15 protein-coding genes are annotated in these 13,907 nt (G+C 38.3%); 4 read left to right on the top strand and 11 right to left on the bottom strand.

The genetic code is table 11. The features are described from left to right. Positions 1–299: 299 nt before the first annotated feature. The 6 genes from NST02_RS06045 to NST02_RS06020 all read right to left on the bottom strand — a co-directional run bounded on the left by NST02_RS06045 (position 300) and on the right by NST02_RS06020 (position 5,341). Positions 300–1,037 carry an urease accessory protein UreH domain-containing protein gene (locus NST02_RS06045; RefSeq protein ID WP_095311539.1) on the bottom strand — a complete coding sequence of 246 codons (738 nt, stop codon included), beginning with the start codon at positions 1,035–1,037 and terminating at the stop codon, positions 300–302. Positions 1,038–1,915: 878 nt separating this feature from the next. Beyond that, on the bottom strand, positions 1,916–2,209 hold the full coding sequence (locus NST02_RS06040) for a HesB/YadR/YfhF family protein (RefSeq protein ID WP_244988910.1): 294 nt from the start codon (positions 2,207–2,209) through the stop codon (positions 1,916–1,918). Between the two features lie 90 nt (positions 2,210–2,299). Further along, positions 2,300–3,271, bottom strand: a complete 972-nt coding sequence (gene trhO / locus NST02_RS06035) for an oxygen-dependent tRNA uridine(34) hydroxylase TrhO (RefSeq protein ID WP_212933637.1) — start codon at positions 3,269–3,271, stop codon at positions 2,300–2,302. Positions 3,272–3,585: 314 nt separating this feature from the next. Further along, positions 3,586–4,071 carry a flavin reductase family protein gene (locus tag NST02_RS06030; protein WP_095314886.1) on the bottom strand — a complete coding sequence of 162 codons (486 nt, stop codon included), beginning with the start codon at positions 4,069–4,071 and terminating at the stop codon, positions 3,586–3,588. 134 nt (positions 4,072–4,205) lie between these two features. After that, positions 4,206–4,469, bottom strand: coding sequence for a DUF1450 domain-containing protein (locus NST02_RS06025; RefSeq protein WP_095314887.1), 264 nt, complete (start codon positions 4,467–4,469; stop codon positions 4,206–4,208). A gap of 29 nt (positions 4,470–4,498) precedes the next feature. Then, a complete protein-coding gene (locus NST02_RS06020) occupies positions 4,499–5,341 on the bottom strand; it encodes a 2OG-Fe(II) oxygenase (protein WP_340948446.1) in 843 nt (280 codons plus the stop codon). 514 nt (positions 5,342–5,855) lie between these two features. Between NST02_RS06020 and NST02_RS06015 the strand changes: the two genes are divergently transcribed. From NST02_RS06015 to NST02_RS06000, 4 genes are all read left to right on the top strand, one after another. Further along, positions 5,856–7,133, top strand: coding sequence for an IS110 family transposase (locus NST02_RS06015; RefSeq protein ID WP_095314896.1), 1,278 nt, complete (start codon positions 5,856–5,858; stop codon positions 7,131–7,133). A gap of 387 nt (positions 7,134–7,520) precedes the next feature. Beyond that, a complete protein-coding gene (locus NST02_RS06010; protein ID WP_340948444.1) occupies positions 7,521–7,895 on the top strand; it encodes a hypothetical protein in 375 nt (124 codons plus the stop codon). A gap of 690 nt (positions 7,896–8,585) precedes the next feature. Further along, entirely contained in the window at positions 8,586–8,912 is a 327-nt protein-coding gene (locus tag NST02_RS06005; RefSeq protein ID WP_095310587.1) for a hypothetical protein, read from the top strand. A 305-nt stretch (positions 8,913–9,217) separates the two neighbouring features. Then, positions 9,218–9,847: a helix-turn-helix transcriptional regulator gene (locus NST02_RS06000; protein ID WP_095310589.1), complete on the top strand. Its 630-nt coding sequence runs from the start codon at positions 9,218–9,220 to the stop codon at positions 9,845–9,847. A 437-nt stretch (positions 9,848–10,284) separates the two neighbouring features. Here the strand turns inward: NST02_RS06000 and NST02_RS05995 are convergent, their stop codons facing one another. The 5 genes from NST02_RS05995 to NST02_RS05975 all read right to left on the bottom strand — a co-directional run bounded on the left by NST02_RS05995 (position 10,285) and on the right by NST02_RS05975 (position 13,907). Further along, on the bottom strand, positions 10,285–10,896 hold the full coding sequence (locus NST02_RS05995; protein WP_095310591.1) for a superoxide dismutase: 612 nt from the start codon (positions 10,894–10,896) through the stop codon (positions 10,285–10,287). 132 nt (positions 10,897–11,028) lie between these two features. Next, the gene (locus tag NST02_RS05990) at positions 11,029–12,024 is read right to left on the bottom strand and encodes an NAD(P)/FAD-dependent oxidoreductase (protein WP_340948442.1); all 996 of its coding nucleotides are present in this window, start codon (positions 12,022–12,024) and stop codon (positions 11,029–11,031) included. 625 nt (positions 12,025–12,649) lie between these two features. Further along, positions 12,650–12,895, bottom strand: coding sequence for a DUF1450 domain-containing protein (locus tag NST02_RS05985; protein ID WP_095310595.1), 246 nt, complete (start codon positions 12,893–12,895; stop codon positions 12,650–12,652). Between the two features lie 15 nt (positions 12,896–12,910). Continuing rightward, the gene (locus NST02_RS05980) at positions 12,911–13,216 is read right to left on the bottom strand and encodes a hypothetical protein (RefSeq protein WP_095310597.1); all 306 of its coding nucleotides are present in this window, start codon (positions 13,214–13,216) and stop codon (positions 12,911–12,913) included. Positions 13,217–13,340: 124 nt separating this feature from the next. Continuing rightward, entirely contained in the window at positions 13,341–13,907 is a 567-nt protein-coding gene (locus NST02_RS05975) for an NADPH-dependent FMN reductase (RefSeq protein ID WP_095310599.1), read from the bottom strand.

The following is a 13,907-nucleotide window of genomic DNA, read 5'->3' as shown; positions in this document are numbered from 1 at the left end:
GCGTTAAATATTATACTCTATTTCATTGGTAATCTTAATATATGTTATACTTATTAATATATAGTATATTATAATTAATGTGATTTTGGGAAATAGTTTTCACTTTTTTCTGATCAAAATTTGAAAACTTTATGAACAAATGTTTTGTTTAAAGAATCTTTTTGAGAATTTTGCCAAATTGAAAAGAAGGTGAAGGAGTTTTGGATGAGTTAGAAACATTTCCGCGTTCGTGGCAACGATTCTTCATTCGGATATTACGAGTTTCCCTTTCGCAAAAAAAACAACCGTTAACGGTTGCATTAATATCCCCAATATGTAATCGTATCAAGTATACCTAAAACAAGAAGCAGCCCCCCTGCTATTTTTTGCACAACTGCGCCTATCTTTCTCCCACTTTTTTTCACGAATTTACCACCTAATTCAAAGTACCAAATGAAAAAAATCGCGAGCAACACGGGAAGAGATGTCCCTATAGCAAAAAACACAGGTAAAATAGCACCATATGGAACCGCTGTTGCCATTGGCATCAGTGTAACAAAAAAGAGTGTAAACATCGTCGGACAAAAGCCTAAAGTAAAGCTAGCGCCCATTAAAAAGGCGCCAAGATTTCCTTTGGCCTTGAATTTTTCTGGAAAAATACTGAATGAGATTGCCTTTGAAAAGGTAATGAAACCGAGCATAAAGAGACCGATGATTATTAGAATCGGACCGACAACCTTCCGAATCCAAGGAAAATAGAGCATTAACGTCTCTTTTACTTCATTCCCCACAAACCAGATGAGAAGACCAAGACCAGAAAAAACCGCAATTTTTCCTAAAATAAAAAAGAAGACACCTTGCCATGCCACACTTCGCTGCAAGGATTGATTACCATAAACGGTAATCGCCCCTAAATTCCCTGTAAATTGGCACGGAGCAACAGCACCGACAATCCCTAGTATAAATGCGGAGAGCACCGGGATGCTCATTGTCTGCAGGCCTATATTAATTAGTGGACGAGATATGAGATTACTAATTTCACTAAAAAATTGATACATAGAATGACTCCTTAATCCACAACATAACTCTAGTATACATTCTAACATGTCCTAAGCTATGTGATCGTCCTCACAAAAATCCCTTAAGATGAAAAAGTGCAGTTCGATAAATCATAAAAAAGGAAGTGGAGAAAAATAGTTCGTTTTTCTCCACTTCCTTTTTTATGACTACGTTAAGAGTAGCTGACAGGCACTACTACTTACTATGACTAGTGCCACCAAAAACTCGACAGGTGCCTTATCAAAGCCGTACAATGAGCATTAGTGTGATGCAGGGCAAGAATTTATTCTTTCTCCTGGAACCACGATAACACTCTATGAGGACACGTTTTGCTTCGTTTTGGCGATCTTTGTCCTCATGGGGCTTTTATGCGGACACGATTGGCCACGTTTTCGCTTTCTCTGTCCTCATGAGACCTTCATGCGGACACGAGTTGACTCTTTTTTGGCTTTCTTTGTCCTCATGAGACCTTTATGCGGACACGAGGTACTCTTTTTTGGCGTTCTCTGTGCTCATGAACCCTTCATGCGGACACAATTGGCTCTTTTTGGACGTTCTCTGTGCTCATAAACCCTTTATGTGGACACGAGTGACTCTTTTTTCGCTTTCTTTGTCCTCATGAGACCTTCATGCGGACACGAGTGACTCTTTTTTCGCGTTCTCTGTCCTCATGAACCCTTCATGCGGACACACTTGGCTCTTTTTGGCTTTCCTTGTCCTCATAAACTCTTTATGACGACACGCTTTGTGCGAATCCACCGTTCTTTGCCCTCATGAACACTGTGTAAAGAGCCGCCAAGCTCATATCACAAAAGTTAAATTTTGCACCGTCTTTCGAAAACGAAGACGTAAATTTTTTTGAACAGTTCCCCTCGTCTTATTTAGGGGTAAAAATGTATTCAACATCTTCATTTTTTGCTTCGATATTTAAAACGTAATCGTCTAAAAACCATTCATCTTTATCATTGAAGTAAAATGTGATTCCTTCAACTTCATCCTTAATCGCCACAGTGCCTTCTTTGCCAAAAGATATTCCTAATGAATAATTGGGATGAACGGTAGGAATGCCGCCATAAAGCTTTACATAAAACTGCACAAAATCTCCAGCCTGTAAATCCATTTCTTCCTTAAACCATTGAGCAGCTTCTTTGCTAACATGAAAATTCATCATTTCACCTCATCGCTTTCCCTATTTTTTATGTTCTGAGTATATTTCAGCATATAAACGAAAATGACTCAAATAAAGCAGAGAGAGTCTTTATTAATTTACAGCCTCAGAAGCTTCCTCTAATTTACTTAACCGTTCTGCGACTTGCTCGTCCGTTAAACCATGCTCGACAACATAACGATTTCTTGGATGAACACGACATTCATGTGAGCAGCTGCGCATATATTTATGTTCATTTTCCTCCGAACACAAAATTTTATCATTACATTCAGGATTTGCACAATTGACATAGCGCTCACAAGGCTCACCTGTAAAATGATCACGGCCGACGATAACATGCTCTACCCGGTTAACAGGAACACTAATGCGCTCATCAAATACATATAATTGACCATCCCACAATTGTCCTTTTACTTCCGGGTCCTTGCCGTATGTGACAATCCCACCATGTAGCTGCCCTACATCCTCAAAACCTTCTTTCACAAGCCAACCTGAAAACTTTTCACAGCGAATTCCCCCTGTACAGTACGTCAAAACCTTTTTCCCTTCGAAGTTTTCTTTGTTCTCACGTATCCAATTTGGCAGCTCGCGGAATGCCTTAATATCCGGACGTACAGCTCCTTTAAAATGCCCGAGATCATACTCATAATCATTTCGAGCATCGATTACAACTGTATTCGGGTCCTGCATTGCTTGATAAAATTCCTTTGGACTTAAATACTTGCCAGTCAATTCATTCGGATTAATATCATCCTCTAATCGAAGAGTGACCAATTCTTTACGAGGACGTACATGCATTTTTTTAAAAGCATGCCCATCTGCTTCATCTATTTTAAAAACCATCTCCGCAAATCGAGGGTCCTCATTCATTTTCTTCATATATTGCTCTGTTTGCTCAACTGTACCAGACACTGTTCCATTGATTCCTTCAGCAGCAACAAGGATTCTTCCTTTTAAACCTAATTCCTTACAAAAGGCTAAGTGTTCAGCTGCGAATTCCTCTGGATCTTCAATAGGGACGTACATATAGTACAGTAATACACGATACGGTTTATTTGTTTCCATTTATTTATCACCTTTCTATAAATCAAAGTTGTTAGATTCATGATGTCCAAAAAATCAAAAATACAAGCTCCTAATGCTCATCATAGCGCTCCTCACAAACACATTTAATCTTTGTTTGCTGAGCGGAAGACGGTTTAAAAAGTAAACACAGTTAAACTTCTCAGTTGAACTCTCTATTCCATACTCCTCTAAACTAAAAAGGGAATACCTTCCCGCCAATGAGGAAAGGTATTCGCACGCAGTTTTCATAAAGATAGGAATAGCGACCTTCATCCCTATATTGTATAAAAAACTTCAATTCTCGCAAAAAAGACTTATCTATAAAAATCAGCAGGAATTTTGCCAAACTTGCGTCTGTGGTATAAAAGTGGCTCTTTACCAAAATTCACGATATCAACGACTTCGCCAATTAAAATTGTGTGATCCCCGGCTTCAACTGTTTTGTGGGTTTTACATTGAAGAACGCCTAATGCTCCGGAAATAATCGGAAGGCCAAGCTCAGATGTTTTCCACTCGCAATTAGCGAATCGGTCAGTCCCCTTCATCGCAAACAGTGAACAAATGTCGCCCTGATCCTCTGCTAAAACATGAACCGCAAATTTATCTGTTTTTATAAAAGGTTCATAAGAAGACACCTTTTTATCAATTGACCATAGGATCATTAATGGATCGATGGAAACAGAGGCAAAGGAATTTACCGTTAAGCCAAGCGGCGTCCCTGCTTCATCAATAGTCGTTACAACTGTCACACCAGTTGGGTAATTGCCCATTACTTCTTTAAAAACTGAAACATTATCCATATATCCAACTCACCTTTCTCTTTTAACTATTTCACACACTTATCACAGTATATAAGTTGTTTTCCTTTTTTCGAATGTATAAATCTGATAAGTTTATTATGAAGCGTTTTATCAGGTTTGTCGAATATCTGAATTCAAGCTTGACTTTTCAGCTTTTCCAGCAATTCACTTGAAGTTGCTGCAGTTATAAATTCACCATTGACAACGGCGTATGGAGCCATTTTACATTCTTTACATTTACTTTGGCACTCATATTCTTTATATTGCACATTCTTCTCGTTGAAAAAGGACTCGTACTTAGGAATTTCATCTTCCGTCAAAAATTGATTTAAATTTCTCTCACAAAACTCAATAATGAGCTTATTTTCCTTGAAAAACCATCTATTAAAAAGCTTCACTGCTCCAAACACCCTCTGTTGGCATCATATTAATAAATTTTACTTTCGCGAATCCACTTCGTTGCAACCCATTTTTCCCCTCTAATCACCGGGATGCTACTGTGAACCGACATGCGATCAACTTGCCCCATACTGTTCGTATAATGAAAGTACACAGCCGAGCCTTTCTTCGGAACAATCGACACTCCAGCCTTCGGAAAAACCGTTTCTCCGCCTTCTTCAACATCATTTAAATAAAGGAGCAATGTGGCAATTCTTTGTCCACCTTTACTGTGGTCAACCTTATTCGTTGGAAAATAATCGAAATGTGCCTTATACTCTTCTCCTGCTGAATAATTCAACACTTGAAGTCCCTCACCATGTTCAATTGGGTAGGTTGTGATTTCCTCAAATCTCTTTTCAAGCTTGGCAATAAAAGAATTTTCCATGAGTGAGTAATACATTCCTTTGCTCGTTCGACCAGGTGCCACTCGTTCTTCACCGGTAACGGAGTCTACTACTTTCGATGGCTTTAACCGTGCACTCGAAAGACTGATCAACTGCTCACATTCTTCGGCGCTCAACACATTGTCCAAATGAAGAATAAACGGCTTCTCTACTTTAGAAAGCACTTTAATCTCTCTATCATTTGTATAAATGGTATTGCCTTTTCTACCAATCTCGGGCGTTTCGTATTGGTATTGTGCATCTCCAAATCCCGTCGTTTGAATTGCTTCGTTTCCGACAATTTGAAACAGACTTTCATATGCATACCTCGGGTTAAACCCTTTTTTCACAAGACCATCAGCTATTACAACCGGACTAACCCCACTACGAAGCGTTTCAATAATCCAATCTCTTAACTCACCAGACATTTGTTTTATGGTCCCCATCGAATTCCCCTTCCTGCCCGACAAATTCATAATTTCATCTTACCATATTTCTAGTTCGTTTGATGCAGTTAACGATTGGATCATTTAAAAGCACAAACTTACGCATATAGTGGGAATTAAAGCAAACTTCCTTTGTACCATCCCATAGTGAAAATATTTATTTGATTTTTTGGCTTTATTAAACAGAATTGTGGAAAAAAACAGCTTTTGGATCATTGGGTATAACCTTTCAGTTATACTGAAAGAGATAAGCCAATCACTGACATACGAAAATTCCCTTAAGAAGCTTTATCTTGAGGGCACCGTGAATCAACATCGCAAAATTCCAATCTGAATTCCCGATGAAGGGAACATATTTATCATAAGAACCTGTTTAAAACAAAAAATATTAAAGGAGCATTCCTGTTAGAAAGATTTTCGGGGACTTGAACAAAAAAGAGCCCTCTTGGTATGATATGGGGTGTCAAATCTGCAGAATTGACCCCTAACTTAGTTAACCAAGGAGGACTCCAAAATGGATTTTAAACAAAATCAGAAAATAAATCAAGTCACCGAAAAAACACTCGTAGTCGGAATCGATATTGCGAAGCAGACACACTACGCTTGCTTTGTGGATGATCGGGGACGAGTGCTCCAAAAATCCTTTTCGGTATTGCAGTCTAATGATGGTTTTCAGTATTTTTATCATCGTATTCTTACTGCGATGAAAGAACATGGAAAAACAGAAGTTATCGTAGGAATTGAACCTACTGGTCATTACTGGCTCAATTTAGCCTATTTCCTTGAGGAACATGGTATTCCTATCGTGATGACCAATCCCATACATGTCAAACGGTCAAAAGAGTTGGATGATAATTTGCCAACCAAACATGACCGGAAAGATGCCCTAGTCATCGCCCGTCTGATTAAGGATGGTCGCTTTAGTTATCCACGTATTTTAAAAGACATGGAGGCTGAACTTCGGGTTGGTTCCACTTTTAGAAATAAATTGACCGAGGAACTAGGCGTTGTCAAAAACAGGATGATTCGGTGGTTAGATCGCTATTTTCCTGAATTTACTCAGGTGTTTCCATCTTTCGGGAAGATGGCCTTGGCGGTACTTGAATGTACCCCATTCCCAAGTGATCTTCATCAAAAGCTACCCGATGAAATCTTGACGCTTTATCGGAAGGTCGAGGGACTCAAATCCCCTCAAAGACCGAAAGCTATGCGTCTTATTGAAGTCGCAGCTAACTCTATCGGAGTAACAGAAGGACGTGAGATGGCACGTATAGAAATCGCCACACTCGTCCGCCGTTACCATCAACTTGAACAAGATATCGAAAGCATTACTCAGCACTTAGTTGAGATTGTACAAACATCTGTAGAATATGAATGGCTATCAACGGTTCCAGGGCTTGGAGATACAACGATTGTTGATTTATTAGCTGAAATCGGAAGCTTCTCACACTACGAAGATCCACGCCAATTAATGAAACTCGCGGGATTAACGTTACGTGAAAACTCCTCTGGTCAGCACAAAGGTCAAAAGCGCATCTCTAAACGAGGGAGAAGAAAGCTGCGTGCCCTCCTCTTCCGGGTCATGATGCCAATGGTTCGTCACAATGAGGCCTTTAGACAGTTACATGAGTATTACACAAACCGTAAAGTTAATCCTTTGCGCAAGAAGCAATCCATTGTGGTTCTGTGTGGGAAACTATTAAAAGTGTTGCATGGAATCAGTACAAAGCACAAAGCGTTTGACGCTCAGCGAATGATGAAGGATATTCCAAGTCTCGCAGAGGCTATGTAAGTTCTACATCCCCTGAATAGACCTAGACAACAGGATGACACGGAGAAGCTGGCACTATTTTTTTCCATTCGACCTTGAGTCCCTAAAGGAGCTTTGCTAGCCTCTGCCTTATGACTAGACCGAACGAAGGAATGTAGGCACACAGATGCCCAGAGACATGGGAGGGTACGTCATCATAAGGGACGCAGAGATCCATGGTGCATCGTATAAATTTTTATCACTACTTTCCACCATTATCCAGTAGTGACAGCGTAGCGTATCTATGTATTGGAATAGTTTAACATATTAGGTAAATTTTATTAGGAATCGTGTCGAAAAATATTTTTTTGGCACTCCAACAGCGGTTCAAACCGTTGATATATCAATATTTATAGAGGGAGGAAGAAAATGAATTACAAGCTGCTCGTAATATTTCTGTCTAGTATTTTTTTAGCAGGATGTGGGTTTAATAACCAGACAACTATAAATAAAAGTGAAGCACCATCAGCAAAAGAAATATTAACAGAGAATAAAGATGCGGATATTTTCTTATTAAATAAGACTGTTTACCAAACAAATATTGAATGGGTAAATAAATTAAATTTAACGAAAAATGAGGAAATTGGGGAAATTGAAAGCATTTATACTTTCGATTCAAATGATTCATTTAAAAATAAAATGGCGACTAAACTTCCTATTGGAAGTAAGATTTTTTCAACCAATGAAAGAAAGGATATGTTAATTGTCGAAAATAATGGAGTAGAAAAAAATATTATGCGCTAACGGAAGGATAGTGTATAAACAGCCCCACCTTTCCGTCTTAACTGACGCACAGACTGATTTTTTAATACCTGCTCCCTTGGATTCGTTCTTCCTTGTTTTTTCGGCTTTTTCTTTTGTTCGTCTTAGTTCAAGTCTCGAGTGTCAATTGGAACATCTCATTTAATCCAATTACTGCATCCGCTGAGAGCGATACCTTTTTTCAAGTCGATGCTCAAGCAGCTCCACAGTATTTTCGTATGATCATCGGCTCGTTAATATGCTCTTCTGAATCTGCAGAAGATAAAGAGTTCCTTGAATTTCGACTAAATAATCGGCAATCGCTTGATCGAGATTATTGTTTGCTTCCTTCACAGATATGCACGTTTTACTTTTGTTTTTAAAGACTTCGTACTGTGAACAAAACGGTGTGGGTACTTCTCAATTCGTTAAATGCTTGAATCCCACTTCTTCCCCATCTCTTCATTTTTTCATCACTTCTAACTTTTCTGTAATGAAGGATAATTTTAATCACCATTTATCACAAAGTTTTCTTTATACTGCAGAAAAATGTTATAAAACAGCCCTCCTCTTTAATAAATTTCAAATATCAAACTTTCAGCAAAAAATGTCAAATCTTGCGAGCGATATTTGTTTTACAATTTTTCTAAGTAGTGTATGATGTTAACTATATTAAAAAGGAGGCTGGAGCTAATGAAGAAAACTTTAATCATTACTTTTATTTTATTATTCTCCATTTTCTCCTATAGTCACACTGAGCATCATCTTACTCATGACAAGTTTAATATTGCCATAGATAATAGTACATTTGAATCTTCCGACCCCCATTCGGGTCATCCTGTTGATGATAGCTTGAAATTCATCCCAGCATCATCGTCTTTTGCACCAATTATTGTCATATTTATCTTGATGAGTACAACACTGCTTTTTCTTTTCATTCGCTTTAAAAGAGTCATGGCGATGTTAACACCGATTCATTTTCAGTCAAATTATGTGGTTCACTCCCTTCTCATTTACTAAAAAATGAACAAAGGGGGAAAAATCCATGTGGATTCGATATTTAATCATTGGCTTTATGTCATTTACGTCCCTTACCTTATTTGTTTATCAAGGGATTGAAATTTCTCAAGCTTTTATCGATTATTTCAAGAATAAATAAGCCTTGAACCATCCTACCAGAAGGATGGTTTTTAGTTCTTAAATATTTGCTTAGATTAGCAGACTGACGAAATACATTTGCTCAGCAGACAGCTTCTTTTCATTTTTTATACTTTCTAGTATAATTAGTCGTAATCAGATGCTGAAAAGAATTGAGGTGTTTTAACTTGACGACCAAAATTTCAACAAAAGAGCGAATTCTTCAACTACTAAAAAAGAAGGTTTCTTTAACAGTCAATGATTTGACCGAAGAATTAAATATTTCTCATATGGCCGTCAGAAAACATCTTGATGGCCTTCAAAAAGAGAAGCTCATTTCATCAAGAGAAGTGAAACAACCAATTGGCCGACCTCTGCAAATCTATTTTTTGGCAGAAAAAGGAGAAGCACTTTTCCCCAAAAATTATGAAGGGATTACGCTTGAATTTTTACAGGACATAGAAGAAATGTATGGAGAAGAATCAATTGCCGATTTATTTCATAAAAGGGAAGAACGCTTAACCACTGAGTATACACAGCGATTAACACAAAAAAACGCTCTTGAAAAAATGACAGAAATTGTCGCTATCCAAAATGAAAAAGGATACATGGCCGATGTCTCACAAATTAACAACAATACCTTTGAACTAGTTGAATATAATTGTCCAATCATCGCAGTTGCCAATCAATACAAAACAGCTTGTCAATGTGAAACAAACATTCTAAAAGCTGTTCTTGACGCAGATGATGTTCGAAGAGCAAGCTGCAAAACGGATGGCAACGATCACTGTAGATTTTTAATCACCTTGCAATCATAGGGGAAAAAATCAAATATAAATAGAAAACTAATTACGCCGTAAATATTGACATCTAATTAATAATTGGACCCATTATCTTGAAAACAGTAACGACCGCCTTTGTCTTATCATCTGTTGCTCGCCATCACCACTTGACTTTCGAACAGAAAAAAGTGCTGTTTGTTTTACTGAAGTGCTCCCTTTACTGCAAAGGGAGCATTTTTATGTTTAAAAGGGCTCATATCGGCTTCACAGTCATGTATTTTTGAGCCAATGATCATTGGTAGTAAGTGCAGCTTAAAAAAAGAGGACAGAAGCAGGGCAATATAGAGAAATAGTGTTATGAGACATACGATGAACTTGACGATCAAAAAGCAGCTTTAGCCCTAAAAAATATAGAGCTAAAGCCGCCTATACCACTGTCTTCTTAATTGTGGACAGTTCAGCTTTTTTAATTTTTATTTTGCAGCTGCAAATAACTTGTTTACTTCATCCCAATTGATGACATTGAAAAATGCTGCGATGTAATCAGGACGTCTGTTTTGATAGTTTAAGTAGTAAGCATGCTCCCAAACATCAAGACCAAGAATTGGAGTTTTACCTTCCATTAATGGGCTATCTTGGTTTGCTGTGCTAGTAATAGCAAGTTGACCATTATCAACGATCAACCATGCCCAGCCTGAACCGAAACGAGTAGTTGCTGCTTTAGCAAATTCAGCTTTAAATGCGTCAAAGCTTCCGAAAGCACTGTTAATTGCCTCTGCCACTTCACCAGTCGGATTTCCACCACCATTTGGAGAAAGAAGCGTCCAGAAAAGACTGTGATTCGCATGTCCGCCACCATTATTTCTCACCGCTGTACGAATGTTTTCAGGAACTGCATCCAGGTTTGCAATTAACTGTTCAACAGTCTTACTTGCTAGATCATCATGACCCTCAAGTGCTGCATTTAAATTATTGACATACGTTGCATGATGACGGTCATGGTGAATCATCATTGTTTGTTCGTCAATATGTGGTTCAAGAGCATTGTTTGCATAAGGTAATGCTGGTAATTCGTACTTTGCCATTCATAATTCCTCCCAATATGTAATTTAATGAAACCGATTTACTCTTTTATTGTATTTTCTTTTTTAATCTTTTTCAACTAAAAAGTATAAAAAATTAAAATATGATGTCTTTTCAGTTGTGTGCCATGAAATTTACTTGAACATATCGGAACTGTGTGGGACATGCTTTTTCGCTGTTGGATCTACAAAGTGTTTGACCGCATTTATTGCTACAGGAGCTTCTCCGAACCCACTCGCAATCAATTTCACCTTTCCGTCATACGTACAGATATCTCCTACTGCGTAAATCCCTGCAATATTCGTCTCCATTTTTGAATTGACGACGATAGAATTTTTCTCAATGTTTAATCCCCACTCCTTAATGGGGCCCAGTGCAGAAACGAAACCATAATTGACAATAACCGCATCTACATTTAATGTTTCATTTTCCTTCGTTGTGACATTCTCTAGAACGACCTGATAAATCTTCTCCTCATCGCCTATCAATGCAGCCGGGACATAAGGAGTTTTTACATCTACTTTTGAATTTTGAAGACTTTCAACACTATGCTCATGAGCACGAAATTTATCGCGACGATGAACAATGGAAACCTTCTCAGCAATCGGCTCAAGCATCAGCGTCCAATCGACCGCGGAATCTCCGCCACCAAATACAATCACTTTTTGATTAGCAAACTTGTTTAAATCATCGATAAAATAATATAAATTCTTTCCTTCATATTGAATACTATTTTCTAATTCAATGCGACGAGGCTGAAAGGCACCTACACCAGCAGTAATAACGACTGTTTTTGAGTAATGAATCTCATCATTCGTTGTTAACGTAAATATGCCACCCTCCTGTTTTTCCACTTTATTAACAGTTTGTCCTAAAACAATCGTCTGTGAAAAAACTGACATTTGCTCTTTAAGTCGATCGACAAGCTCTTGTGCGCGTACCTTTGGAAAACCTGCCACATCATAAATAAACTTCTCAGGATAAAGTGCCGCTAGCTGCCCGCCTAACTGGGGAAGGCTTTCAATTACCTTTACAGATAGCTGCCTCATGCCTCCATAAAATGCAGTGAACATTCCCACTGGACCGCCGCCAATGATCGTCACATCATATACTTTTTGATCCTCTTTCATTTCCTTTCCTCCTCTAGTGCTTCTAGGCCGTTTTGTGTATGCTTTTCGAAAAAATGGTTTTATTCTCGGTATTTTCTCTGGAAAATGGGAAGAGTCATGGTCAAAGACAAGAGCGTTCATTACAATTCAGACCTGCGTTCAAAGAAAACTGAACCTTTTGGCAAACTATTCCTACTTTTTTTCAGGCGAATCCTGGATTAGCTCTTAGGATAAGGATAGGGCTGCGATTCGGAATTTACGTCTGTAGTTTTTGGGCTTTCACGTCTTATATAGCTTCCATTCGGACTTTGCTATAACGAGGCCTGGCCTTTCGTGTCGAATAGAACGACAATTCGGACCTTGCGGCTATCATTCCTGGCCTTTCGTGTCGAATAGAACCTTGATTCGGACTACTACACGGCGAAACCAACTCTTTGGGTCCAAAAGTTCCTTCAATCGGCTATCCCACAACCATTCCAGTCCTTCAAGCAGATTCGGGCACTGAATTCAGACCACAAAACTCCCCCAATCCGACCGTATGGGACTGTCTGTAACCAATTTGAAAAAAACTCTTTACTGCAATAGGCACAACTCGAAAATGGTCGCTCCTCTGGATTCAAGTTTGATTTCAAACCAGATAGCTCTTTTATGCAAAAATGGCTAACTCGATTTCAATTTGCTTTTTTATAAGTTCTAAACATTCTTCTGCTGTTTTTGCAAAGATGCGTTTGCCATTGACGATGGCATATGGCCTTTTCGCACACATTCCGCAGAAGGATAAGCAGCTACTTTCGAGCACTGCCACTTCAGGATATTCTTCTTCCAAAATCTCTTCAATTGGTAACACATTAATAAGGCTACCGTCACATATCTCTACTACTACAATGCCCATAGCTGCTCCACCTCCTCATTTTACAGTCAACTTAATATATTTACCTTCTAGTCTTTCCAACCATTCCATTATATCCACATCATCGATAAAAAAATCACTCACGTATTTTATTCCTCTATGATATTGCTGTTGCCCTTCAAAATAAAATATTTCCGCTACACCAGAGAATGTTTGAGCTCTGTCATTTTCACACTCAATTGTTACAGTAATCTCTTTTTCATTGAAGTGGGATAGTGATTTAACAAGAGGAGTGTCATTCAAAAGCAAGATATCCGAGCCTTTAATTCTCCTAATGCTAAGAATCCCTTCCACAGCTGTCATCTTCTTCTCCTTTGTACATCACTAGCATGCTCCAAATATTTTTAAACCTAAAAGTATAAAAAGAGCTTATAAAAAATTAAACCATGAATTGCGAAATCATTCAACCAATTTGCTGACACCTTTTTTAAAAATCGTATTCATCCTCTTTTGCTTGACGAATACTTTGATACGTTTCCGTTAACACAACTGTATCCTCAAGTAATCGTTCTAGGCGGAAAATGACATCATCATTGACGATTTCCTTACGATGAAAATCTTTTTCCTCAATAAATACGTACGTTTGAACAATCTGTGCCTTCATATAAGACAAGATTGGCTTCAACTGCTGCTCGGCTACTAAATAATGCTTTGCTGAGCCTGCCGTGACAATCATCCCTACAACTTTATCACGAAATGCTTGCACAGGTAATAAGTCGAACACATTCTTTAGCGTACCTGGAATCGAGGCTTGGAAAACTGGTGTTCCAATCACAATCGCATCTGCTTCCATTACTTCCTTCGTGACAAACCCTGTGTCACCATCATACTCCAAATAATTTCGACCATCACTAAATTGCAAATTATACTCCGCTAAATCGATAATTGAAAATTCAACTTCTGGATATTTTGCAGAAATTTCTTCAGAAATGTAGTTCATTGCCGTTCTCGTTTTCGAGCCGACAATAGAACCAGAAATGCCTACTATTTTCAT

The organism is Robertmurraya sp. FSL W8-0741, from assembly GCF_038004005.1.
Taxonomy (GTDB): domain Bacteria; phylum Bacillota; class Bacilli; order Bacillales; family Cytobacillaceae; genus Robertmurraya; species Robertmurraya siralis.
The sequence above is the reverse complement of the archived record's forward strand: the minus strand, read 5'-3'. Positions and strand labels throughout refer to the sequence as shown.

Coding starts and splice junctions, on each gene's coding strand:
- NST02_RS05990 (WP_340948442.1), bottom strand. CDS start 12,024: ATGAAAGAGGATCAAAAAGTATATGATGTGACGATCATTGGCGGCGGT.
- NST02_RS06045 (WP_095311539.1), bottom strand. CDS start 1,037: ATGTATCAATTTTTTAGTGAAATTAGTAATCTCATATCTCGTCCACTA.
- NST02_RS06005 (WP_095310587.1), top strand. CDS start 8,586: ATGAAGAAAACTTTAATCATTACTTTTATTTTATTATTCTCCATTTTC.
- NST02_RS06015 (WP_095314896.1), top strand. CDS start 5,856: ATGGATTTTAAACAAAATCAGAAAATAAATCAAGTCACCGAAAAAACA.
- NST02_RS05985 (WP_095310595.1), bottom strand. CDS start 12,895: ATGGGCATTGTAGTAGTAGAGATATGTGACGGTAGCCTTATTAATGTG.
- NST02_RS05995 (WP_095310591.1), bottom strand. CDS start 10,896: ATGGCAAAGTACGAATTACCAGCATTACCTTATGCAAACAATGCTCTT.
- NST02_RS06020 (WP_340948446.1), bottom strand. CDS start 5,341: ATGGGGACCATAAAACAAATGTCTGGTGAGTTAAGAGATTGGATTATT.
- trhO (WP_212933637.1), bottom strand. CDS start 3,271: ATGGAAACAAATAAACCGTATCGTGTATTACTGTACTATATGTACGTC.
- NST02_RS05975 (WP_095310599.1), bottom strand. CDS start 13,907: ATGAAAATAGTAGGCATTTCTGGTTCTATTGTCGGCTCGAAAACGAGA.
- NST02_RS06010 (WP_340948444.1), top strand. CDS start 7,521: ATGAATTACAAGCTGCTCGTAATATTTCTGTCTAGTATTTTTTTAGCA.
- NST02_RS06040 (WP_244988910.1), bottom strand. CDS start 2,209: ATGATGAATTTTCATGTTAGCAAAGAAGCTGCTCAATGGTTTAAGGAA.
- NST02_RS06030 (WP_095314886.1), bottom strand. CDS start 4,071: ATGGATAATGTTTCAGTTTTTAAAGAAGTAATGGGCAATTACCCAACT.
- NST02_RS05980 (WP_095310597.1), bottom strand. CDS start 13,216: ATGACAGCTGTGGAAGGGATTCTTAGCATTAGGAGAATTAAAGGCTCG.